The following is a 23,586-nucleotide window of genomic DNA, read 5'->3' as shown; positions in this document are numbered from 1 at the left end:
GCCGGCGCCCGCGCCCGTTGCCAAGGCTGAAGTAAAGGCTGAAGTGAAGTCCGAAGCAAAGCCTGAGCCCGCCCCCGAAGCGCCTGTCGCGGAAGCAAAACCCACCAGGGAGAAGGCCGCACCGAAGAAGTCGACGGCCGACGAGGGCGCCTCCGAGGGCGACCGCATCGCCAACCAGTCGATCCGCGTCAACGTGGATACGCTGGAGCACCTGATGACCATGGTCTCCGAGCTGGTCCTGACCCGCAACCAGCTGCTGGAGATCTCGAGGCGCAACGAGGACACCGAGTTCAAGGTGCCGCTGCAGCGCCTGTCCAACGTCACCGCCGAGCTGCAGGAAGGCGTCATGAAGACGCGCATGCAGCCGATCGGCAATGCCTGGCAGAAGCTGCCCCGCATCGTCCGCGATCTCTCATCCGAACTGGGCAAGCAGATCGAATTGGAGATGCACGGCGCCGACACCGAGCTCGACCGCCAGGTGCTCGATCTGATCAAGGACCCGCTCACCCACATGGTGCGCAACTCCGCCGATCATGGCCTCGAGACCCCCGCCGAGCGGCTCGCCAGCGGCAAGGGCGAGCAGGGCACCATTCGCCTGTCCGCCTATCACGAGGGCGGCCACATCATCATCTGCATCGCCGACAACGGCAGAGGCCTCAACACCGAGAAGATCAAGGCCAAGGCGATCTCCTCAGGTCTCGTCACCGAGGCCGAGCTGGAGAAGATGAGCGAAGCCCAGATCCACAAGTTCATCTTCGCGCCGGGCTTCTCCACCGCGGCCGCCATCACCTCGGTGTCGGGGCGCGGCGTCGGCATGGACGTGGTCCGCACCAATATCGACCAGATCGGCGGCACCATCGACATCAAGAGCGTGGCCGGCGAAGGAAGCTCGGTCACCATCAAGATCCCGCTGACGCTCGCCATCGTCTCGGCGCTGATCGTGGAAGCCGCCGGCGACCGCTTCGCCATCCCGCAGCTCTCGGTGGTCGAGCTGGTGCGGGCCCGCGCCAATAGCGAGCACCGCATCGAGCGCATCAAGGACACCGCGGTCCTCAGGCTCCGCAACAAGCTGCTGCCGCTGATTCACCTGAAGAAGCTGCTCAAGATCGACGACGGCGCGGCCTCGGATCCCGAGAACGGCTTCATCGTGGTGACCCAGGTCGGCAGCCAGACTTTCGGCATCGTGGTCGATGGTGTCTTCCATACGGAAGAGATCGTCGTGAAGCCGATGTCCACGAAACTGCGCCACATCGACATGTTCTCCGGCAACACCATTCTGGGCGACGGCGCGGTGATCATGATCATCGATCCCAACGGCATTGCCAAGGCGCTCGGCGCCGCCGGCTCCTCGGCCCATGACATGGGCGACGACGCGGCCGGCCATCACATCGGCAGCGGCGAGCAGACCACCTCGCTGCTGGTGTTCCGCGCCGGCTCGTCCCAGCCCAAGGCGGTCCCGCTCGGGCTCGTCACCCGCCTGGAGGAGCTGCCGGCCGACAAGATCGAGTTCTCGAACGGCCGCTACATGGTGCAGTACCGCGAGCAGCTGATGCCGCTGGTGGCCATGGAAGGCGTCACCATCGCCAGCCAGGGCGTCCAGCCGATCCTGGTGTTCGCCGACGACGGCCGCTCCATGGGCCTCGTCGTCGACGAGATCATCGACATCGTCGAGGAACGGCTCAACATCGAGGTCGGCGGCTCGAGTTCGGGCATCCTGGGCTCGGCCGTGATCAAGGGCCAGGCCACCGAGGTGATCGACGTTGGCCACTTCCTGCCCATGGCGTTCTCCGACTGGTTCACCCGCAAGGAGATGAAGCCGTCGATGCATTCGCAGGCGGTGCTGCTGGTCGACGATTCAGCCTTCTTCCGCAACATGCTGGCTCCGGTGCTCAAGGCCGCCGGTTACCGCGTCCGCACCGCGCCGACCGCGCAGGAGGGCTTGGCTGCGCTCCGCGCCCAGAGCTTCGACGTGGTGCTGACCGACATCGAGATGCCCGACATGAACGGGTTCGAGTTCGCCGAAGTGATCCGGTCCGACAACAACCTCGCCGCGATGCCGATCATCGGCCTGTCCGCGCTGGTGTCGCCGGCGGCGATCGAGCGCGGCCGTCAGGCCGGCTTCCACGACTACGTCGCCAAGTTCGACCGTCCCGGCCTGATCGCGGCGCTGAAGGAGCAGACCGCGGGCGCCGCCGGCGCTTCCGAGCTGAGCCGGGCCGCGGCGTAAGCAAGGCAAGGGATCAGGAGAGACACATGACCAGCAAGACCCAGTCGGCCGACGGCGCCATGGTCGAATACGTCACCGCGATGATCGGCGGCCAGCTGTTCGGCCTGCCGATCTCCCGCGTCCAGGACGTGTTCATGCCCGAGCGCGTCACCCGCGTTCCCCTGTCCTCGCGCGAGATCGCAGGCGTGTTGAACCTGCGCGGCCGCATCGTGACCGTCGTGGACATGCGCTCGCGTCTCGGCCTGCCCAGGGACGAGGACGGCAAGACCCCGATGGCGGTCGGCGTCGATTTGCGCGGCGAATCCTACGGCCTCCTCATCGACCAGATCGGCGAGGTGCTGCGCCTGCCCGAGGACGGCAAGGAAGAGAACCCCGTCAACCTCGACCCCCGCATGGCCAAGCTCGCCGGCGGCGTCCACCGCCTCGACGGCCAGCTCATGGTCGTCCTCGACGTCGATCGCGTCCTCGAGCTCGCACCCGAAATGATGGCGGCCTGAACCAACGAAACCATCGAAGCCGGAGAACCAAAATGAAGACGTGTTTGGTGGTCGATGATTCCAGCGTGGTGCGCAAGATCGCGCGCCGGATTCTGGAAGGTCTCGAATTCGAAGTCACCGAGGCTGAGGACGGCGCGAAGGCGCTCGAGATCTGCCAGCGGCAGCTGCCCGATGCGGTGCTGCTCGACTGGAACATGCCCGTGATGGACGGCTTCGAGTTCATGGGCCACATGCGCCGCCTGCCCGGCGGCGACCAGCCCAAGGTGGTGTTCTGCACCACCGAGAACAACGTGGCTCATATCGCGCAGGCGCTCAGCGGCGGCGCCAACGAGTACATCATGAAGCCTTTCGACAAAGACATTATCGCCGACAAGTTCGCTGAAGTTGGTTTGATCCCGGTCGGACAAGCCATGGTCTGAGTGTGTCTGGCCCGAGTGCTTGGGCCAGAGTGTTCCAGTACAGCTTCCGAGAGGCCATCCGTGACCCCGACCGAGTATGAGTATCTGCGCAAGTTCCTAAAGGACAATTCCGGTCTCGACCTGTCCGCAGACAAGCAATATCTGATCGAGAGCCGCCTGCTGCCGCTCGCTCGCAAGACCGGGCTCTCCGGCATCGCCGAACTGGTGCAGAAGCTGCAAGCCGGCTCGCGCACGCTGATCACCGATGTGGTCGAGGCGATGACCACCAACGAGACCTTCTTCTTCCGCGACAAGGTCCCGTTCGATCATTTCCGCGACCACATCATGCCCGAGATCATCAAGGCGCGGGCCAACCGCCGCAGCGTGCGGATCTGGTGCGCCGCCGGCTCGACCGGGCAGGAGCCCTATTCGCTGGCGATGTGCCTGAAGGAGATGGGCGCGGCCCTCACCGGCTGGCGCGTCGAGATCATCGCGACCGACCTGTCGCAGGAGGTGTTGGAGAAGGCGAGGGCCGGCATCTACAGCCAGTTCGAGGTGCAGCGCGGCCTGCCGATCCAGATGCTGGTCAAATATTTCAAGCAGACCGGCGAGACCTGGCAGATCAATCCCGAATTGCGGGCGATGATCCAGCACCGCCAGCTCAACCTGCTGCACGACTTTGCCCAGCTCGGCACCTTCGACGTCATCTTCTGTCGCAACGTGCTGATCTATTTCGACCAGGACACCAAGATCAACATCTTCAACCGGCTGGCGCGCCAGATCGAGCCGGACGGCTTCCTGGTGCTGGGCGCCGCCGAGACCGTGGTCGGACTGACCGACACGTTCCGGCCGATTCCGGAGCGACGCGGCCTCTACAAGCCGAACGATCCGCGTGCGGCAGCAGCCAAGCCGGTTCTCGCCGCAGCGGCGCCGCGCATGGCGGCGGCGATGGCGGGGCAATAACATGGCCGACGATGGCAAGGGCGCGGAGCGCGTGACGTTCAGCCGCGGCTACGATGTCTGCATCATGGCCATCGACGGCACCTGGCGGCGGGACTGCAAGCTCAACGCAATCTCCGACACCGACGCCATCCTCACGGTGGAGGGCTCGATCCAGGGATTGAATCTGAAAGAGTTCTTCCTGCTGTTGTCGTCAACGGGCCTCGCCTACCGCCGCTGCGAGCTGGTCCGCGTCAACGGCGCCGAAATGGACATCCAGTTCCTGCGCGGCAAGAACAGGAAGAAGCGCGGTGCGGCCGGCGGCCATGACGCCGCGGCGTGACCTGGTCGCAGCGTGACCTGGTCGCAGCGTGACCTGGTCGCAGCGTGACCTGGCCGCAGCGTGACCTGGCCGCAGCGCCGCCATTCCTTCCGGCACCTTGCTTCACATCTGCTGAACACATTCGAATCAATTGGCCGCAGCGGCTTTACATCGCCTAAGCGCGAGCCGTGTATCCATTGAGGGTCTCAATCTCAGGATACGGAAATGCCCAGAAGTTCTCTTTCCCCCGTCTCGTCAAACCTGCCGGATGTCGCCGAGCGGCGTGCGCTTCAGCTCCTGGTGGTCGACGACGACGCCACGCAGCGCCACCTGATCGCGGTCGCCGCCAAGCAGGCCGGCCATGAAGTCACCGTGGCGCCATCGGTGACGGACGCGATCGAGAAGCTCCGCGCCGCGCGCTTTGATTGCGTGACGCTCGACCTCGTGCTGGAGGACGGCGACGGCATCGACGTGCTGCGCGAGATGGCGAGCGCGAAGTTTGCGGGCTCCGTGATCGTCATCAGCGGCATGGACGGCAAACGCCGCAGTGCCGCCCGCAGCTTTGCCCGCTCCGTCGGGATCGAGCTGCAGAGCCTGCCGAAGCCGCTGGATCTCGCGGCCCTGCGCATCAGCCTCGCCAACCTCGGCAAGATCGCGATGGGGCTGCCTGCGATCCACACCTGGGGTGGTGTCGCCAACGACGCGATCGTGGAACGGCACCGCGCCTGACGCGCGGGGCTGCCATGCAAGCGGCTGCGGCGGTTCCGCCGCGCTGATTGCGGCTCAGGCCGGCCTGCCGGATTCCGACAATTGCTGCAGGGCGTGGTCGAGCCCCGCCCGGCAGGCAATGAGCGCGGCGCCCGCCGCGGCGTAACGGGGCGTGACGTCGTCGAGCACGAAAATCTCATTGGAACCCGCGACAGCGCTCACGTGCCCCGCTGCGTCTTCTTCCGCCATGACTGCGTCGATCAGGCGCAGACTGATGTCGATGCGCGCGATCAGAGAGCGAAGATCGGCTGCGATCAACTGAGGGTTTTCAGTTGCAGACGTCGCGACAAGCGGGGCCGTGCCGGCGAAATTTAGCATGGATAATCTCCGTGTCCCGCAATTAGGCACCCTGCCGCTACTTGTGCGTTAAGTCCATGTCCCGTACAAATACGGGTGGGCCGAATCCGCGCCGAGCGCCATAAAGGTTGGCGCGGACGCGAGTCCTTCATGCCAACCGGATGTGGCACATGGCCGAACAAAGCTCTCGCGGTGAAATCTTCGTGGTGGACGACGACCCTGCCGTTCGCGACACCTTGTCGATGGTGTTGAAGGCGGCTGGCTATGAGGTGATCTGTTTTGCGGACGGAGCAGCACTGCTCTCGGTCGCGCGAAGCCGCACACCGGCTGCGATTCTGCTCGACGTGCATATTCCCGGAAAGTCGGGTCTCGACATCCTGAAGGAGTTGCACGGCGAGGACTATCCGGCGCCGATCTTCATGATCTCCGGTCAGGGCGACATCGCGATGGCGGTCGGCGCGATCAAGAGCGGCGCCCTCGACTTCATCGAGAAGCCGTTCCGCGGCAGCGAGATCGTCGGCCGGCTCGACGAGGCGATCGGCGCCTATGCACGCAGGCAGGCGCAGAATGCAGCGCCGAAATTCGGCTCGCTGCATTTCCCCGGACGCGAGCCGCTGACGCGCAGGGAGCGCGAGGTGCTGGAGCAGTTCGCTTCCGGTGCATCCAACAAGGAAGCCGGCCGCACGCTCGGCATCAGCCCGCGCACGATCGAGGACCATCGCGCCAATATCATGAAGAAGCTCGGCGCCCGCAATGCCGCCGATCTGATCCGCATCGTGATGACCGCGGCACAGCGGGCGTCGTAGGCGACTGATTCTCTCTCGTGCCCCGGACGCGGTGCATCATGCAATGATGCGCCGCTGAGCCGGGGTCCATCTCTCCAATTTCACGGCTCAACGCTGGGTCCCGGCTCTGCACCGCAGCGCCTGCGCGCCGCAGTGCGTCCGGGACACGAGAGCAATCATCCGCTCAGCGCCTTGCGGATGATCCGCGCCAGATCCGATTTGCGATAGGGCTTGGCCAGCAACATCACGCCCGAATCCAGCCGGCCGTGATGGATGATCGCGTTCTCGGTATAGCCTGACGTGTAGACCACCTTGAGATCCGGGCGCGTCTTCATCAACTCGTCGGCGAGCTGCCGTCCGTTCATCTTGCCGGGCATGATGACGTCGGTGAACAGAAGGTCGAACGGCTTTCCGCTGGCGACGATCGCGAGCGCCTCCGCAGCGTTGGCAGCCTGCAAGGTGACGTAACCCAGCGAATGCAGTTGCGCCAGCACGTAGTCCCGCACCAGCCGGTCGTCCTCGACCACGAGGATCGTCTCGTGTCCGCCCTCGATCGTCGCCGGCGTCACGCCCTCGCCGACCGCTGCCGCCGTCTTCCCGGGCGGCAGGTACATCTTGATCGTGGTGCCGTGGCCCTCCTCGCTATAGATCTTGATGTGACCTGCGGACTGCTTGATAAAGCCGTAGACCATCGAAAGCCCGAGCCCGGTGCCCTTGCCCGGTCCTTTCGAGGTGAAGAAGGGGTCGAACACCCTGGGCAACATGCTCGCAGGGATGCCGGTGCCGGTGTCGCTCACGGCGATCAGCACGTAATGTCCCGGCGGCACATCGTTCGCACTGGCATAGACCTCGTCGAGATAGGCGGCGCCAGTCTCCAGGATCAGCTTGCCGCCGCCGGGCATGGCGTCACGAGCATTGAGTGCGAGGTTGAGGATCGCGGTGGTGAGCTGGTTGGGATCGACGATCGCGACGCAATTCTCGCCCTCGAACACCGATTCGATCTGGATCTGCTCGCCCAGCGTCGGCCGCAACAGTTTTGCGGTGTCGACGATCAGCGAGTTGATGTCGATCTCGCGCGGCTGGAGCGGCTGCTTGCGCGCGAAGGCGAGCAGGTGCTGGGTCAGATCGGCGCCGCGCGCGGCGGCCTCGTCGATCATCTTGGTGATGGCCGCGAGCTGCGGTTCCTTCGCGACCGCCTCCGCGAGAATCTCGATCGTTCCGGTGATCACGGTGAGAATGTTGTTGAAGTCATGCGCCACGCCGCCGGTAAGCTGGCCGACAGCCTCCATTTTCTCGGCATGACGGATGCGTTCCTCGGCGGCGACCTTGTCGGTGAGGTCGCGGCAGAAGACGTTGAACAGCAGGCCCTCGCGACGCTTCAGGGCGGTGACGCTCAGCTCGGCCCTGAATTCCTTGCCGTCGCGGCGGCGGCACATGAGCTCGCGGCGGCGGTTCAGCGTCCTGCCGTCCTCATCATCGAGGAAGCGCCTCAGTCCCGCTCTGACCCTCTCGTGCTCGCTCTCGGCGACGATCAGATCGATCGCGCTCTTGCCGAGCACCTCGTCACGGCGCCAGCCGAAGAGCTGTTCGGCCTGCGAATTCCAGCTCAGGATGCTGCCGGTCTCGTCGGTCTGGACGAAGGCGTCGAGCGAGGTCTCGACGATGTTGCGGGCGAGCCGTTCACTCTCGCGCAGCGATTCCTGCGCGAGCCGTGCTTCTGTCATGTCGCGACCGACGAAGAAAAATCGATGCGCCGGCCCGGACCAGTTGCCGAGCCAGGACAGCCAGACTTCGTGGCCGTTCTTGTGGAAGCAGCGGGTGTCGGCGAGCTTTGGACGCTCGCCGTGCCGCAAGGCGCGCATCTCGGCGCGCGACTGCTCCAGATGATCGGGATGAATGAAATCGGCGCCGCTGCGGCCGCTCATCTCGTCCGGCCGGTAGCCGAGAATGGCTTCGCTGCTCGGGCTGATCTGCGCGATATGGCCCCGCGCATCCATGATCATGATCAGGTCCTGCGATGTCTCGAAGATCTGTCGCCGCTCCTCGAGCTGGTGCTGCAGCGCCCGCTCGGCGCGCCGCGCCTCGGTCAGGCTGCTCGCGCTCCCGGAGACGCCGACGATCTCGCCGGATGGCCCCCTGATCGGCGAGAGGCTGAGCGAGATTTCGACCGGCGTGCCGTCCTTGCGCAGGCGCACGGTCTCGAACCGTTCGATCGGATCGCCCCGCGCGATCCGCTGCAAATAGTCCTTGCCATGCGCGCGACGGTCGGGCGGGACAATGATCGACGTGGGCTTGCCGATCGCCTCATCCGCCGAATAGCCATAGAGACGTTCGGCGGCCGGGTTCCAGCCCGTGATGACCGCATCGAGCGTCTGCATCACGATCGCATCGTCGGACGATTCCACCGCGGCGCTGAACAGCCTTTCGCGCGCCGCGTGATGGCTTCGCGCGGCCTCGGTGCGGCGATGCTCCTCGATCTCGCGTTCGAGAGCGGCCGTTTTCGCACGGGTCTCCTCGATCATCCGGGCAAAGGCCCGCGCCAGCACGCCGGTCTCGCCGCCGGCGTCGACGGGAATCTCCGCTGGACGTCCGCTGCCGATCGCCTGCACCGCCGCGGTGAGGCGCCCGATCGGGCGAGTCAATGAGCGCGCCAGCAGCACCGCGAGCGCGGCCGCGGCGAGAACGGCCAGCACGCCGACGAGCAGGGACGTTCTCTGGATGGCAGCCGGCACGCGGCCGAAGACGGACGAGGGAACGGTTACGATGATGGCGGCCCATTCCTTGTTCGCAAGCAGTGCCGGCGCGATGGCCGCGCCGCTCGGTCGGCCCAACTCAGCGGTTGTGACCCGCGTGGCTACGTCCGGCGTGCCTGCCAGGGCCGAGAAGAATGGAAAGTCACTGCGCCAATTGGTGGGATGTCCGCGCGATGAGCCGAATTCCTGTGTACGGTCGGGATGGACGAGATAGTCGCCGCGCGAATTCACGACGTAGAGCTCTCCTCCCGAACTCCTGGTCGAGCGGATGCGGTCGAGCGCCGGGCGCATGTCGATATTGGCGACGATGATGCCGAACGGCCTGTTGTCCGGCGTGAACAGGGGCGTCGCGACGCGAAGAGTCGGAACGTGCGGCTCCGTGGTCCCGCCCCGTCGCGTGGCGAGTTCGACGGGCGAAACATAGATCTCGCCCGGCGCCAGCCGTATCGTTTCCTGGAAATAGGTTCGCTCGCCCTTGCCCTCCAGTTCGTCGTCGGGGGCGATCCGGGCCGTTCCGCCCGGGCCGGTGCGATCGACGCGGACCAGTTCGCGCTGGTCGTTGTCGACACCGATGATTCGGAACTGCCCATAGATGGACTTGGCGTCGATCTCGGCCGCGAGCCGCGTCGCGATACGCTCGCGCCAGGTTTGCTCCGAGACGCCATCGACGGGGTCGGTTCCGCCACCGGTGTGAGCGCGGATGAGGCCATTGATTGCCGCTGCGGCGCGATAGCCGATCAGATCGCCGCGCGCGCCGGCAACGTAGGATTCGAGATTGGCTGCCAGCAGGCGCGACTCGGCTTCGACCCGCTCCAGGACCCGTGGAATGACGGCCCGTGTGGTGTTGCGATAGCCCAGCCATCCGACCGCGGCCACGGTCACCGCCACCAGCAGGATCATCGCGATGGCCAGCCGTGTTGCCAACGTCGTTGCCAGTCTCATGGGGATCTTCGCCGGGCTTGCCGTATCGCGTCCGTTTTGGCCCGGAGCAAAGGAGGTGTCCTGGTCATCTGCAGCCATCGCCGGCGACAGTCAGGTGATGACCAGCCCGTTCCAGCAGCCGGATGGTGGTCTCCAAGGCCGGATCGTCATCCACGATCAGGATGTTGGCCACGTCTGAAATCCTCCGGGTCAGTGGGGAAGTCCCCGGCGACCATCAAAGCCATCAAAAACATGAAATTGTTGCGCGGATTCTCGTCTGTGGGCAAGCACTTCGGAGCCTCTCCGGCCTGAGGTGCCGATTTTTTGCCCCGCACCGTCCCTATGCTCGCCCAAGTGCATAGCAGAGGTTCGCTCTCAGCCCGCCCAGCGCCTTGCCGGGCATGGAGGGCCTGTGAGAAGAGCAGGGCCGATCCTTCGGACGGACAAGGAATAAAATGACCAACAAGAAGAAGTCGCCCGACCAGCTCCGCAGCGCGCGCTGGTTCGCGCCCGACGATCTGCGCTCGTTCGGCCACCGCTCCCGTGCCATGCAGATGGGCTACGCTCCGGAGGAGTGGAAGGACCGCCCGATCATCGCGATCCTCAACACCTGGTCGGACGCGCAGCCTTGTCACATGCATTTCAAGTCGCGCGTCGACGACGTCAAGCGCGGTATCCTGATGGCGGGCGGCCTGCCGCTGGAGCTGCCGGCGCTGTCGCTGTCGGAATCGCTGCTCAAGCCCACCACGATGCTCTATCGCAATCTGCTGGCGATGGACGCCGAGGAATTGCTGCGCAGCCATCCCATCGACGGCGTCGTGCTGATGGGCGGCTGCGACAAGACCACGCCGGCGCTGCTGCTGGGGGCGACCTCCATGAACATCCCGGCGATCTATCTGCCGGCAGGTCCCATGCTGCGCGGCAACTGGAAGGGCAAGACGCTCGGCTCGGGCTCGGACGGCTGGAAATACTGGGACGAGCGCCGCGCCGGAAAAATCTCCGACAAGGACTGGCTCGACATCGAGGCCGGCATCGCCCGCAGCTACGGCACCTGCATGACCATGGGCACGGCCTCGACCATGACGGCGATTGCCGAGGCGATCGGCATGACGCTGCCCGGCGCCTCCTCAATTCCGGCGGCCGATGCCAACCACATCCGCATGGCCTCCGAATGCGGCCGCCGCATCGTCGAGATGGTGTGGGAGGATCTGACGCCGAAGGTGATCCAGACCCGCAAGGCGTTCGAGAACGCGATCGCGGTGGCGATGGCGATGGGCTGCTCCACCAACGCGATCATCCATCTCATCGCTCAGGCCCGCCGCGCCGGCCAGGATATCGGCCTCGACGATTTCGAGACCGCGAGCCGCAAGGTGCCCGTCATCGCCAATGTCCGTCCAAGCGGCGATACCTATCTGATGGAGGACTTCTTCTATGCCGGCGGCCTGCCGGCGCTGATGAATCAGATCAAGCCGCATCTGCATCTCGACTGCATCACCGTCACCGGCAAGACGGTGGCTGAGAACATCGCGGGCGCCGAGGTGCACAACGCCGACGTGATCCGCTCCATCGACAATCCCATCTACAAGGAGGGCGCGCTCGCCGTGCTCAAGGGCAATCTCGCGCCCGACGGCTGCGTCATCAAGCCGAGCGCCTGCGCGCCGCGCTTCCTCAAGCATACGGGACCGGCGCTGGTGTTCGACGACTATCCTTCGATGAAGAAGGCGGTCGACGATCCCAACCTCGACGTCACCGAGGACCACATTCTCATCCTGCGCAATGCGGGGCCGCAAGGCGGGCCGGGCATGCCGGAATGGGGCATGCTGCCGATCCCGACCAAGCTCGTGAAGCAGGGCGTGCGCGACATGGTGCGCATCTCGGATGCGCGCATGAGCGGCACCAGCTACGGCGCCTGCATCCTGCACGTTTCGCCAGAATCCTATATCGGCGGTCCGCTGGCGCTGGTGCAGAATGGCGACCGCATCACGCTCGACGTCGCCGCGCGCACGATCAATCTCGACGTCCCCGAGGCCGAGCTCGACAGGCGCCGCGCCGCCTGGAAGCAGCCCGAGCCCCGCTTCGAGCGCGGCTATGGCTGGATGTTCACCAGGCACATCAAACAGGCCAATGACGGCTGCGACTTCGATTTCCTTGAGACCGATTTCGGCGCGCCGATCGGCGAGCCGTCGATTTACTGACGTCGTTCCGGGGCGCGCGTAGCGCGAACCCGGAACCCATTTCACCGCGCTCCGTGTGGCCCGATGGATTCCGGGTTCGCCGCTGCGCGACGCCCCGGAATGACAAGAGGATGTCTATGTCAAAACTCAGTGACGCCACCCGCAACAAGCTCAAATCCGTCTCCACCGCCACGGTCGCCACCGCCCTGTTCAAGCGCGGCCTGCGCATCCAGATGATCCAGGATGTGCATCCCTTAGGTCCCGATCAGCCGACCATGGTCGGCGAAGCCTTCACGCTGCGCTACATGCCGGCGCGCGAGGATCTCAACACCATCGACGTGTTCAAGGACCGTTCGCATCCGCAGCGCAAGGCCGTGGAAGATTGCCCTCCGGGCGCGGTGCTGGTGATGGACAGCCGCAAGGACGCCCGCGCGGCCTCCGCTGGCGCGATCCTGGTAACGCGATTGATGAAACGCGGCGTCGCCGGCATCGTCACCGACGGCGGCTTTCGCGATTCCGCCGAAATCGCAAAGCTCGGCTTTCCCGCCTTCCATCACCGTCCCTCGGCGCCGACCAACCTCACGCTGCACCAGGCGATCGAGATCAACGTCCCGATCGGCTGCGGTGACGCTCCGGTGTTTCCCGGCGACGTCATCCTGGGCGATGCCGACGGCGTCATCGTGATCCCGGCCCATCTCGCGGACGAGATCGCGAGCGAGACCTTCGAGATGACAGCGTTCGAGGACTTCGTCACCGAGGAAGTCGGCAAGGGCCGGGGCATCTTCGGCCTTTATCCGGCGACCGACCCGCAGACGCTCACCGACTTCGCGGAATGGCGGAAGAGGAACGGGCGGTGACTGTTCTGCAGATCGCGCCACATCCTCGGGTGTCGTCCCGGACAAGCGAAGCGCAGATCCGGGACCCATAACCCCAGGGAGCAGTTTGGAGAAGACTTGCAGTTAAGAAGTCGTCGTCGGTACTGTCACCTGCGCCTCACCGATACATCACGCGGTATGGGTCCCCGCCTTCGCGGGAACGACAGCGGACGGTGTTGCTCCGGGTCTGGCTACACCCCGGCCTCCGCCATGCCCGCCGCCCACAGCGCGAACGCATAGACGATCGCGACTTCATCGAGCCGGTCGAATCGTCCCGACGCGCCGCCGTGGCCGGCGCCCATGTTGGTGCGGAGCAGGACCGGGCCGCCGCCGGTCATGGTGGCGCGCAGGCGCGCGATCCATTTGGCGGGCTCCCAATAGGTGACGCGCGGGTCGGTCAGGCCGCCCATCGCCAGGATCGCCGGATAGTCCTTCGCCGCGACGTTGTCATAAGGCGAGTAGGACAGGATGGTGCGAAAATCCGTCTCGCTCTCGATCGGGTTGCCCCATTCCGGCCATTCCGGCGGCGTCAGCGGCAGCGTGTCGTCGAGCATGGTGTTGAGCACGTCCACGAACGGCACCTCGGCGACGATGCCGGCGAACAAGTCGCCGGCGCGGTTGGCGACCGCGCCCATCAGCATGCCGCCGGCCGAGCCGCCATGGCCAATGATGCGCCTGGCGCTGGTGTATTTCGCATCGATCAGCGCCCGGGCGCTGGCGGCGAAATCGTCGAACGAGTTGGTCTTCTTCTCGCGCTTGCCGTCGAGATACCAGCCCCAGCCCTTGTCGGCGCCGCCGCGGATATGGGCGATGGCGTAGACGAAACCGCGATCGACCAGCGACAGGCGGTTGGCGCTGAACGAGGCCGGCATCGCCATGCCGTAGGAGCCGTAGCCGTAGAGCAGGAGCGGCGCCGAACCGTCCAGCTTCAGCCCGCGGCGATGCAGGATCGAGACCGGCACCTCGGCGCCGTCATGCGCCTTCGCCATGATGCGCGTGGTGACGTAGTCGCTCGCATCATGGCCGGATGGAATCTCCTGCCGCTTGCGCAAGACGCGCGTGCGCTTGACCATGTCGTAGTCGTAGACTTCCGACGGCGTCGTCATCGAGGAATAGGCAAAGCGCAGATTCGTCGTCTCGAACTCGTAGGAGCCCATCGTGTCCAGCGAGTAGGCCGCTTCGTCAAACGCGATCGCGTGTTCTTCCTTCGTCGAGAGATCGCGGATCACGATTGAAGGCAGCGCGTTGGCACGCTCGAGCCGCACCAGATGGCCGGCATAGAGATCGAGGTCGATGATGTAGACGCCGGGACGATAAGGGATCAGGTCGCGCCAGTTCTTGCGCTCGGGCTGGCCAAGCGGCGCCGTCACGATCTTGAAGTCGATGGCGTCGTCGGCATTGGTGAGGATGAACAGCTCGTCGCCGCGGTCGGCGAGGGAATATTGCACGCCGTCCTCGCGCGCCGCGACCAGGCGCGGCGGCGCCTCGGGATTGGCGAGATCGATCAGCCGCTGCTCGCTCGTCTCGTGGTCGCCGCCCGCGATCACGCAGAAGCGGCCGCTGGTGCTCTCGTGCAGATGGGTGAACCAGCCGGCATCCTGCTCTTCGTAGACCAGCGAGTCGTCGGCCTGCCTGGTGCCGAGCCTGTGGCGCCAGACCTGCATCGGCCGGTGATTGTCGTCGAGCTTGACGTAGAAGAAGCTCTTGCAGTCCGCGGCCCAGACCACGCCGCCGTCGGTCTCCTCGACGACATCGTCGAGGTCCTTGCCGCTCGCCCAGTCACGCACGCGGATCGCGAAATATTCCGAGCCCTTGGTGTCCGCGCTCCAGGCCTGCAGCCTGTGATCGTGGGAGTGGCGGCTGCCGCCGAACTTGAAATATTTGTGGTCCCTGGCGAGCGCGTCGCCGTCGAGCACGATATGGCCCTCGCCGCCATCGCGCGGCATGCGGCCGAACAGCTCGTGCTGCCCGCCCTCGCGAAACCGGCGGAAATACGCGAAGGGCCCGTCGGGCGAGGGCACGCTCGAATCGTCCTCCTTGATCCGCCCGCGCATCTCGCGCACCAGCGTCTTCTGCAGGCTGGCCGTGTGGCCGAGCAGGCTCTCGGTGTAGGCGTTCTCTTCGTCGAGATATTTGCGGATATCGGGATCGAGCACGCTGGGTTCGCGCAGCACCTCCTGCCACTTGTCGTCCTTCAGCCAGGCATAATCGTCGGTCACGGTGATGCCGTGCCGCGTGAAGGAATGCGGCCGGCGCGGGGCGACGGGAAGCTTCGAAGGCGTCTTGGTTGAAGGTGTCTTGGCTTGTGTCACTCGGTCCTCGTTCAACTACGTGTCGCGACGTCGCCTTCTTCACCTCTCCCCGCTTGCGGGGAGAGGTCGGAATTTGCGCGAGCAAATTCCGGGTGAGGGGGTACAGGTCTCTCGACAGATCTCGTCCGTCGAGAGAGGCCCCTCACCCCTTCTCCCTCTCCCCGTAAGAATCGGGAGAGGGAGAAGGGGGGCCGCCGCTTGTTCGCGCGTTCCCTTATATCGTCCCGATTCCGTGAATTGCCAGCGCAGCGAGCGAAGGACTGCGCCGGGCCGCCGGGTTGTTGACCGGCTCCTTGTATGCTTTAGGGACGATATTCCGCCGCCGGTCCAGCCAGATGCTGTTTAATTCCTATTCGTTCATCCTGCTGTTCCTGCCGGTTGTGCTGGCCGGCTACTTCCGGCTCGGCCAGCACAGCAATCTCGCCCCGGTGATCTGGCTGGCGCTGGCTTCGATCACCTTCTACGCCATCGGCAGCTGGCAGTTCGTCGCCCTGCTGCTGCTCTCGATCGCCTTCAACTACGGCGTCGGCCATCTTCTCATCGTGGCGGAGCTCACGCGCCCACAACGAAAGGCCGCGCTCGCTCTCGGCGTCGCCGGCGATCTCCTCGTGCTCGGCATCTTCAAATATGCCGGCTTCGTCGCCGAGAACATCAACGCGCTGCTCGGCACGCATGTTGCGGTCCACATCCTGCTGCCGGTCGGCATCTCCTTCTATACGTTCACCCAGATCGCGTTCCTGGTCGATGCCTATCGCGGCCAGGTCGCGGCCTATGCGCTGCCGCATTACACGCTTTTCGTGACCTATTTCCCGCATCTGATCGCGGGACCGATCCTCCACCACAAGGACATGATCCCGCAATTCGAGCAGGAGGAATCAAAGCATCCGGACGCGCATCTGATTCTGTGCGGAATTATCATCTTCGCCATCGGCCTGTTCAAGAAGACCTGCCTTGCCGACGGCATCCAGCCGCTGGTCGCGCTTGCCTTCGAGGCGCGCTCGCCGAGCTTCGACCAGGCCTGGCTTGGCGCGCTCGCCTACACCTTCCAGCTCTATTTCGACTTCTCCGGCTATTCCGACATGGCGATCGGCATTTCGCTGATGTTCGGCATCTTCCTGCCGGTCAATTTCAACTCGCCCTACAAGGCGACCAGCATCGTCGAGTTCTGGCGGCGCTGGCACATGACGCTGTCGCAATTCCTGCGCGACTATCTTTACATCCCGCTCGGCGGCAACCGCAGAGGTCGCGTGCTGCGCTATGCGAATCTGATGATCACGATGCTGCTCGGCGGGCTCTGGCACGGCGCGGCCTGGACGTTCGTAGCGTGGGGCACGCTGCACGGCGCCTATCTTTGTCTCAATCATGCCTTCAACGCGCTGCCGAATCTCCCGTCGTCGCTGGCGCGACCGGCCCGCATCGCCGGAGCGGTTCTAACGTTTCTTGCCGTCGTCGTCGCCTGGGTGTTCTTCCGCGCCGAGAGCGTCGCATGGGCGCTACGCATCCTCCGCGCCATGGCCGATCCCGCCGATATCGTCTTCGGCCGCGAGGAGATTGCGGCGCTGGTGCTGGTGTCGGTCTACGCGGCGCTGGTGTGGCTGACGCCGAACACGCAGGCGATCATGGGCTACGATCACGGCAACCGCAGCGTCGGCGGGGCCTTGCTGGCAGGGCGCATGCGGCCGCTGTTCCTCTATGGCGCGTCGCTGGTGCTCGCGTTCGGCATTTTGGGCATCCAGAGCCACAGCGAGTTCATTTATTTCCGGTTCTGATGCGCGCACCGTTCACCAATGTGAGACGTCTTCTCCTCGCGAGCATCGTGGGCGCGCTGGCTGCGGCTACGCTGACCTTCGTGGTCGATCCCCTGCAGCTGTTTCGCCCCTCGCGCCTCGCCGCGGCGTTCTACTCCGACGACACGCGCGTGCAGAATGCCGGGCTGATCCGCAGCCAGCCGTTCGACACCGCCTTCATGGGCACATCGCTCGCGATCCATTTCCGCCAGAGCGAGATCAATCGCGTGCTCGGCGTCCATTCGCTCAAGCTGGCGATGACCGGCTCCAATTCGCGCCAGCAGGCCTTCGTGCTGGCGCAGGCGATCGACCGCGGCGCGCGGCGCGTGATCTGGGAGATGGATGATTTCATCTTCGTCGATGCCGCCGACATCGAGGCCGATCCCTATCTCTCCGTCGACCTCTATCGCGGAACGGCCAAGAGCATCGCGTCCTATCTGTTCAGCGCGGCGATGGCGAAGGAATCCCTGTTCGCATTGCTGCGTTCGATCCCGCCGCTGCGGGAGCCGCTGACCCGGGCGGCGCCGTTTCTGCCGATCAAGTTCGCGCTGTCCGACGTCGATGACATCTACGCGCTGCCGCGGGATTTCGATGTCGCGCGCGGCTACAACGCGACGAGGACGCTCGCGGCCTTCGCCCACATTACCGATCCCGTTCGCCGCCGCTTCCTCGGCGAGGGCTATGGTTACGACGCGATGGCCGGGCATTTCGAGCGCGACGCCGTCGGCCTCATCACGCGTCACCCCGGCGTAACCTTCGACATCTACTTCCCGCCCTATTCGATCCTGCAATTCGTCGCCATGCGCGATGCCTCACCGGAGACGCTGAAGATCGTCACCGATCTGACGGCGCATGTCGCGCGGCGCCTGACGCAGCTTCCCAACGTGCGCCTGCACGATTTCCGCGCGATCAAGCCGGTGACGCACGATCTCGACAATTACAGCGACGTCATCCACCATTCGCCGGTGGTGGACGCCATGGTGCTGAAGTGGCTGGCGAGTGGGGAATATCGCGTGGATCCGAAGGCCCCGCTTGCGTCGTTGGACGAGCTGAGGGCGCAGGTGGAAGCGTATCGCATGCGGCAGCTGTAGCCAAACGCTCCGCTGTCGTCCCGGACAAGCGCGCCTCAAGCGCGCGCAGATCCGGGACCCATAACCCCAGGGACAGGTTGTCGCGCGAGCTGGTAACTCCGAGGCTTCGTCAAGCCACGTCCTGTGGCTGTGGGTCCCGGATCAGCGCTCCGCCCTGACAACGCTACGCGTTGAGCTGCGCTTGTCCGGGACGACAGCGGAGTTTGTGGCGGCGTCTACGCCGCCACCTCTTCCCCCAGATATGAAACCGCCGCCTCCAGCCCGCCCTTGCCGTGCGGGATCTTCAGCGCGTTCAGGCCGATCTCGATCACCCCGAGCGTGCCGAGCAGCATCGGCGCATTTACATGGCCCATATGGGCGATGCGGAAGGCTTGTCCCGAGAGGTCGCCGATGCCGGTGCCGAGCACGACGCCGCACTTCTCCTTGCAATAGCGTTGCAGCACGGCCGGGTCGTGGCCGTTGCTCATGGTCACCGTGGTCACGGTGTTGGAGCGCTCGCCGGCTTCCGCCACGTTGAAGCCGAGCACCTGGCCTTCCGACCATACGGCGACCGCGCGGCGCGCGGCTTCGGCGAGCAGGCTATGGCGGCGGAAGGCGTTCTCCAGGCCTTCCTCGTGCAACAGGTCGATCGCCCGGCGCAGCGCGAACAACAGATGCACCGGCGCGGTGCCGGCATACTTACGATAATTCTCGGTGCCTTCGCGCTCGGTCCAGCTCCAATAGGGCGTCGACATGTTGGCCTTCTTGTGCACCTCGAGCGCGCGCGCATTGGCGGCGACGAAGCCAAGGCCGGGCGGCGTCATCAGGCCCTTCTGCGAGCCGGACATCGCGACGTCGATGCCCCATTTGTCCATCTCGAACGGCATGCAGCCGAGCGAGGCGACGGTGTCGACCATGTACAGCGCGGGATGACCGCTCGCCTTGATCGCCTTGCCGATCGCCTCGATGTCGTTCTGCACGCCCGAGGCGGTGTCGACCTGGACCACGACGACCGCCTTGATCGTGTGCTCCTTGTCGCGGCGCAGGCGCTCCTCGACCTCGTGCGGCCGCACCGCGCGGCGCCAGTCGCCCTTGAGCACCTCGACCTCGGCGCCCATCAGCGCCGCCGCATTGCCCCAGCCGATCGCAAAGCGCCCGCTCTCCAGCACCAGCACCTTGTCGCCGCGCGACAGCACGTTGCTCAGCGCCGCTTCCCAGGCGCCGTGACCGTTGGCGATATAGATGTAGGACTTGCCCTTGGTCGCAAACAGCTTCGAGATGTCGCCGAGCAGGCTCTCGGTCAGATCGAGCATCTCCTTGGAGTAGATGTCGATCGCCGGACGATGCATCGCCCGCAGCACCTCGTCGGGCATCGTGGTGGGCCCGGGGATGGCCAGAAACTCCCGGCCCGCGCGAACGGTCATTGCTGTTGGTCCTTGTTGCTCGAGAACAGGCTGATAGGTCGCTGGTTCATGCTTTTACGCGCGGCCGGGTCTCGAGAAAAGCACGCAAAATGCAGGGCTGGGTTATCGCTTCGTCTCCCGGCACCCGGCCGCTTCGGCTTCCTCCACCGAGCAGAACCAGCGAGTGCCCTTGCTGATCTTCATCTTGATCTGGGTGTACCAGCGGCTGGTTGGCTGGTGAAAGATGCACTCGCCGGCGCTGTTCACGTTGCCCTTGATGGTGCAGTCCGGCGAGGGCGCGACCGGCCCCGAGGCCGAGGCGAGCAGCACCGCATGCGCGCCATCGGGCGGCTTGGTGGCGCCCAGGATGGTCGTCTTCTTGTTGCGCACGCGCCAGTCCCAGGGCGCGATGAAGGCGCCCTGCCACATCCCGGCCTTGGCCTCGCGCGCGGCCTTCTCATCCGCCTCATAGTCGTGGGACATGCGGGTGTAGGCCAGTGCCCAGCCGTTGCGCACCAGCCATCTCTGGATGTCCTCGCCGCCGACCTCGCAGCGCGCCACGGTGCGGCCGCGCCGGTCGATCGACCTCGTGCGGCAGGCCCACCTCTTGCCCTCGGCGTATTTGGCAAGCTCGTCGCGGGCGGCGACGCCGCAGGTCCAGCGCTCGGTCCTGGTGTTGAGGCAGAGCTGGTCGACCGCAGGCGCGTCGATGCCGCCAAGCCGGATCCGCGTGTTCCCGATCACGACGGCATCGCCGGCGCGCACTTTTGCGATGCCGGTGATGTCGGCGGCGTGCGCGAGCGACGGGGCGAGGAAAGCAAGCGCAATCAGGAATCTTCGCAACATGCCGGTCCGGGTGTGATGAACGTCTCGATAGAGCGCGTGATTGTGGTCGGCTTTTGGCCACCGGGCCAGCTTATGCCGAACAGATAGGCTTTCAACTTCCCGTCATCTTCCGACGGCCCTTCACTAGCCCTCCAGGGGAGGGTAAGAGACCTACCCCCGCGCCATCGCCCGCTTCGCTATTGCAAGGCCCATCAGCACGAAGGCTGACGTCACCTCCGGCCCGCCCACCAATATTCGCGTCGGCGTCTTCATCTTGTTCCATTCATAGGCACGGAACGGGCCGCGGCGGCCGCCTTCGCCGAGGCTCGCGATGATGACGTTCAAGGCCGGCGCAAAGGCGCGCGGGTCGGCGCCGAGATGGCCGAGCGCGATCAGCGCGAGCGCGGCGTCGAACACGTTCATCTCGGCCGCCATCAGCTCGCCCTTGACGTAGGACAGCACGCGGTGGCGGATGAAATCGAAATCGCCTTCGGGATCGATCGCGGCCTGGGCCGCCAGCGGCAGTGCGAGGAAGGCGGCATAGCAGCGGCCGAAATAGGCGCTGTAGAGCTCCGGCAGGTAATAGATGTGCGAGCGCGGATTGGCGAAGGCACCGCTGGCCGCCAGCCGCTTCTGGAAGCCGATGATCCGATGCACGGTGGCGAGCCGCGCCGGCGTCTCCAGAATCTTCCAGCGCACCAGATTGCGGAAGCTGACCTCGAGAATGTCGAGATTGAGCGTCGGATCGAGATCGTTGCCGTAAGGGCGCTCGCCGTCGAGATTGTCGATCCAGGTCGCAACCCCACCCTCATAGTCGATATTGTCGTTGAGCGGCACGGTCACGCGCGGCGCGTTGACGCCGGCGCGCACCTGATAGCCCGCGTAGAAATCCAGCAATGGCTGGTCGATGATGGGATCGGTGCAGCCGGCTTGCGTTGCCGCGGAGATCGAGCACGCCGTGGTGTCGCAATCCGGCACGTAGATGCCGAAGCCGAGATCCTGCTTGATCTGCGCGAAGAAGCGGGAAAAGCGTGGATGCGGCGCCGGCGCGAGTGCGGTGACGACGTTGAAGCGCGCGCCGTCGATGCCCTCGACCTTCTCGCGGCTGATGTTGACGCAGAAATCGACCATGTCGGCGATCGCGCGCTCCGCCGCGACCTTGTCGGCGACCGAGGCGAGCCCGGTCTCGACGTAGCTCAGCAGCGCCTCGATGAAGAACGCATCGTAATAGGCCGAGCGGTGACGGATCTGCACCGGCTCCCACATCGGTTCGGCAATGCCTTTCCAGGGCGGATTGACGACGGCGCGCGCCGGCGATCGCGCGATGAAGACGCGGGCGAGATTGAACAGCAGCGAGGAGTTCTTGTAGCCGCGCGCGTTGAGGCCCGTCAGGGCCATGATCAGCTCGCGTCCGCGGAAATCGGGATCGCCGATCAGGTTGAAGGCGGCATAGGTCGGCAGGAAGCCGTTGCGGCGGTACGAGCCGAGCAGATGCTGCGCGCAGTCGCGGATCGCGCCGTCGATCTGTGCGCCCTGCGGCATGGCGGCGATGAACGGCGCCGGCGGCGGCCTTGGGTGGTCGAGCGCGATGCTGTCGACGAGATCGGCGATCGGCCGCCCGACCGCCGCCCAGTCGGGCTCGACCTCGTCGCGGGCGTGGACGAGTGCCTCGCGCAGCCGGGTCAGCCTGGCTTCGTCGCGCAGCTCGGGCAGGCCGGCGCGGCGGAGCAGGATGCGGAGCGCGGGATTGCCGAGTGCGGTCTTGTAGAATTTGGCCAGATGCAGATCGCCGCCGGTCGTGTCAGACAATACGGGATCGCAGACGTCGTAAAGCGAGGGGCCGTCCTTCCGCGCCGTCAGCGCCCGGCAGGCTGCGCCGGCAAAATAATGAAAGCTCATGAAATACCTGGTCGCGGGGGGCTCGTCCGGGGCCGGCGAGCGCGCACCTGTCCGCACACCAACCCCCTGCAAGTCTTTGAAAAAGCTACCCGGATTCGCAGGAAAAACAAATGTGATTGACGTCACAGAAAAAGCCGGCACGAGGCCTGCATTAGCGGCCTCCGGAATGCTACGGGGGCGTCAAGAATGGAGCTATCCAGCTCGGGGAATTAACCAACATATTCAGAGGTTTATCTCAAATTTCGAGCAATCTATTGCCCGAGGGCCTATATGCCGTTAAGGGTTTGTTTGGTGCGGCGCCGCAAATTGCGCGCAATTCGGGGGCACTCCCCCGGCCAATCCCTCAAACCTAAAGACGCTATCGCGCTACTCAAACAGTGTGCGCGCGCGTGGCTGGTCTTTGGCACAGGAAACGAACCGAGATGAATGTAAAGCAGCTCGACCTTTCCAGACGCACGATCGCCTTCGCCGCAGCCCTCATCGGCACGGTGTCGCTGGCGATCGGCGCCCATGCTGCTCTCAACATGCGTGCGATCGACGCCGCCAAGGCCGTCTCGACCGACCAGATCACCGGTTCGATCGGCCAGACCTCGCGCCTGGCTCTGGTCATCGGCAACGGACACTATCCCGACGCCAGCGCGCCGCTGACGCAGTCGATCAACGACGCCCGTGCGCTGTCCACGTCGCTGCGCAAGAACGGCTTTGACGTCGACATGGTTGAAGACGCGACCAAGGACGACATGGTCCGCGCCGTGGGCCGCCTGAAGTCCCGGATCAAGCACGACAGCGTCGTCATGCTGTTCTTCGGCGGCTTCGGCGTGCAGGCCGGCCGCGAGAGCTACATGCTGCCGGTCGATGCCGTGATCTGGAAGGAAAGCGACGTCCGCCGCCATGGCGTCTCCATCGAGGGCGTGCTCGAGATGATGAAGGAGCAGGGCGCCAAGGCCAAGCTCGTCGTGGTCGATGCCTCCCGCCGCAATCCTTACGAGCGCCGCTTCCGCTCCTATAGCCACGGCCTCGCGCCGATCAGTGCGTCGGACAATGCGCTGATCCTCACCTCCACCTCGCCCGGCAAGGTCGTCGACGACGGCAAGGGTGAGCACAGCGTGCTGGTCAGCGAGTTCCTCAACAACCTCAGCAAGCAGAACAGCGCCGAGAGCGTCTTCAACAAGACCCGCCTCGCCATCTCCCGCGCCAGCGAAGGCGACCAGGTCCCGACCGTTTCCTCCTCGCTGCTCGAAGACGTCCAGTTCGGCGAAGCCGGCGGCTAGTTTTTCATAGGTCTAGCGACGTCTCGTGCCCCGGACGCGGCGCATCATGCAATGATGCGACGC

General features: G+C 65.1%; 18 protein-coding genes and 1 pseudogene. 12 read left to right on the top strand and 7 right to left on the bottom strand.

Annotation, left to right across the window (positions count from 1 at the left end):
- The 6 genes from EDE08_RS36725 to EDE08_RS36700 form a co-directional block, all read left to right on the top strand.
- Nucleotides 1-2,227 (top strand): hybrid sensor histidine kinase/response regulator (locus EDE08_RS36725; protein ID WP_131874509.1); only part of this gene is annotated, 2,227 nt, incomplete at its 5' end.
- A 26-nt stretch (nucleotides 2,228-2,253) separates the two neighbouring features.
- The gene (locus tag EDE08_RS36720) at nucleotides 2,254-2,724 is read left to right on the top strand and encodes a chemotaxis protein CheW (protein ID WP_131874508.1); all 471 of its coding nucleotides are present in this window, start codon (nucleotides 2,254-2,256) and stop codon (nucleotides 2,722-2,724) included.
- 32 nt (nucleotides 2,725-2,756) lie between these two features.
- Nucleotides 2,757-3,143, top strand: a complete 387-nt coding sequence (locus EDE08_RS36715) for a response regulator (protein ID WP_028181013.1) — start codon at nucleotides 2,757-2,759, stop codon at nucleotides 3,141-3,143.
- 60 nt (nucleotides 3,144-3,203) lie between these two features.
- Nucleotides 3,204-4,085 (top strand): CheR family methyltransferase, encoded by an 882-nt coding sequence (locus EDE08_RS36710; protein WP_131874507.1) that lies wholly within the window; start codon nucleotides 3,204-3,206, stop codon nucleotides 4,083-4,085.
- Nucleotide 4,086: 1 nt separating this feature from the next.
- Nucleotides 4,087-4,404, top strand: a complete 318-nt coding sequence (locus EDE08_RS36705) for a hypothetical protein (RefSeq protein WP_028181011.1) — start codon at nucleotides 4,087-4,089, stop codon at nucleotides 4,402-4,404.
- Between the two features lie 204 nt (nucleotides 4,405-4,608).
- Complete coding sequence (locus EDE08_RS36700) at nucleotides 4,609-5,112, top strand: response regulator (protein WP_028181010.1); 504 nt, start codon at nucleotides 4,609-4,611, stop codon at nucleotides 5,110-5,112.
- A 54-nt stretch (nucleotides 5,113-5,166) separates the two neighbouring features.
- On the opposite strand, the gene EDE08_RS36695 is transcribed toward EDE08_RS36700, so the two are convergent.
- On the bottom strand, nucleotides 5,167-5,469 hold the full coding sequence (locus EDE08_RS36695) for a hypothetical protein (protein WP_131874506.1): 303 nt from the start codon (nucleotides 5,467-5,469) through the stop codon (nucleotides 5,167-5,169).
- A 149-nt stretch (nucleotides 5,470-5,618) separates the two neighbouring features.
- On the opposite strand from EDE08_RS36695, the gene EDE08_RS36690 reads away from it, so the two are divergent.
- Complete coding sequence (locus EDE08_RS36690) at nucleotides 5,619-6,254, top strand: response regulator transcription factor (protein WP_131874505.1); 636 nt, start codon at nucleotides 5,619-5,621, stop codon at nucleotides 6,252-6,254.
- A 155-nt stretch (nucleotides 6,255-6,409) separates the two neighbouring features.
- Here EDE08_RS36690 and EDE08_RS36685 read toward each other — a convergent pair whose 3' ends face one another.
- Together EDE08_RS36685 and EDE08_RS36680 are read right to left on the bottom strand one after the other, a co-directional pair.
- Nucleotides 6,410-9,928: a PAS domain S-box protein gene (locus EDE08_RS36685; protein WP_245524994.1), complete on the bottom strand. Its 3,519-nt coding sequence runs from the start codon at nucleotides 9,926-9,928 to the stop codon at nucleotides 6,410-6,412.
- 73 nt (nucleotides 9,929-10,001) lie between these two features.
- Nucleotides 10,002-10,100 (bottom strand): annotated as a pseudogene (locus tag EDE08_RS36680) (response regulator); the annotation flags it as partial.
- A gap of 262 nt (nucleotides 10,101-10,362) precedes the next feature.
- Here EDE08_RS36680 and araD point away from each other — a divergent pair.
- Entirely contained in the window at nucleotides 10,363-12,102 is a 1,740-nt protein-coding gene (gene araD, locus EDE08_RS36675; RefSeq protein WP_131874503.1) for an L-arabinonate dehydratase, read from the top strand.
- Nucleotides 12,103-12,218: 116 nt separating this feature from the next.
- Nucleotides 12,219-12,938 (top strand): ribonuclease activity regulator RraA, encoded by a 720-nt coding sequence (locus tag EDE08_RS36670; protein WP_131874502.1) that lies wholly within the window; start codon nucleotides 12,219-12,221, stop codon nucleotides 12,936-12,938.
- A gap of 209 nt (nucleotides 12,939-13,147) precedes the next feature.
- Here the strand turns inward: EDE08_RS36670 and EDE08_RS36665 are convergent, their stop codons facing one another.
- Complete coding sequence (locus EDE08_RS36665; RefSeq protein WP_131874501.1) at nucleotides 13,148-15,268, bottom strand: S9 family peptidase; 2,121 nt, start codon at nucleotides 15,266-15,268, stop codon at nucleotides 13,148-13,150.
- Nucleotides 15,269-15,603: 335 nt separating this feature from the next.
- Here EDE08_RS36665 and EDE08_RS36660 point away from each other — a divergent pair, with 335 nt between their 5' ends.
- Nucleotides 15,604-17,037, top strand: a complete 1,434-nt coding sequence (locus tag EDE08_RS36660) for an MBOAT family O-acyltransferase (protein WP_131874500.1) — start codon at nucleotides 15,604-15,606, stop codon at nucleotides 17,035-17,037.
- Nucleotides 17,037-18,146 (top strand): hypothetical protein, encoded by a 1,110-nt coding sequence (locus EDE08_RS36655; RefSeq protein WP_131874499.1) that lies wholly within the window; start codon nucleotides 17,037-17,039, stop codon nucleotides 18,144-18,146. Before EDE08_RS36660 ends, EDE08_RS36655 begins: the two co-directional genes overlap by 1 nt.
- Nucleotides 18,147-18,361: 215 nt before the next feature.
- On the opposite strand, the gene EDE08_RS36650 is transcribed toward EDE08_RS36655, so the two are convergent.
- The 3 genes from EDE08_RS36650 to EDE08_RS36640 form a co-directional block, all read right to left on the bottom strand.
- Entirely contained in the window at nucleotides 18,362-19,549 is a 1,188-nt protein-coding gene (locus EDE08_RS36650) for a pyridoxal-phosphate-dependent aminotransferase family protein (protein ID WP_131874498.1), read from the bottom strand.
- A 102-nt stretch (nucleotides 19,550-19,651) separates the two neighbouring features.
- A complete protein-coding gene (locus EDE08_RS36645; protein ID WP_131874497.1) occupies nucleotides 19,652-20,374 on the bottom strand; it encodes a thermonuclease family protein in 723 nt (240 codons plus the stop codon).
- A gap of 150 nt (nucleotides 20,375-20,524) precedes the next feature.
- Nucleotides 20,525-22,252 (bottom strand): hypothetical protein, encoded by a 1,728-nt coding sequence (locus EDE08_RS36640; protein ID WP_165936393.1) that lies wholly within the window; start codon nucleotides 22,250-22,252, stop codon nucleotides 20,525-20,527.
- 422 nt (nucleotides 22,253-22,674) lie between these two features.
- On the opposite strand from EDE08_RS36640, the gene EDE08_RS36635 reads away from it, so the two are divergent.
- Nucleotides 22,675-23,523, top strand: a complete 849-nt coding sequence (locus EDE08_RS36635) for a caspase family protein (RefSeq protein ID WP_131874495.1) — start codon at nucleotides 22,675-22,677, stop codon at nucleotides 23,521-23,523.
- Nucleotides 23,524-23,586 lie beyond the last annotated feature (63 nt).

It is taken from the genome of Bradyrhizobium sp. R2.2-H (genome assembly GCF_004346455.1).
Classification (GTDB): Bacteria; Pseudomonadota; Alphaproteobacteria; order Rhizobiales; family Xanthobacteraceae; genus Bradyrhizobium; species Bradyrhizobium diversitatis.
This window is presented reverse-complemented; position numbering and strand designations above follow the sequence as displayed.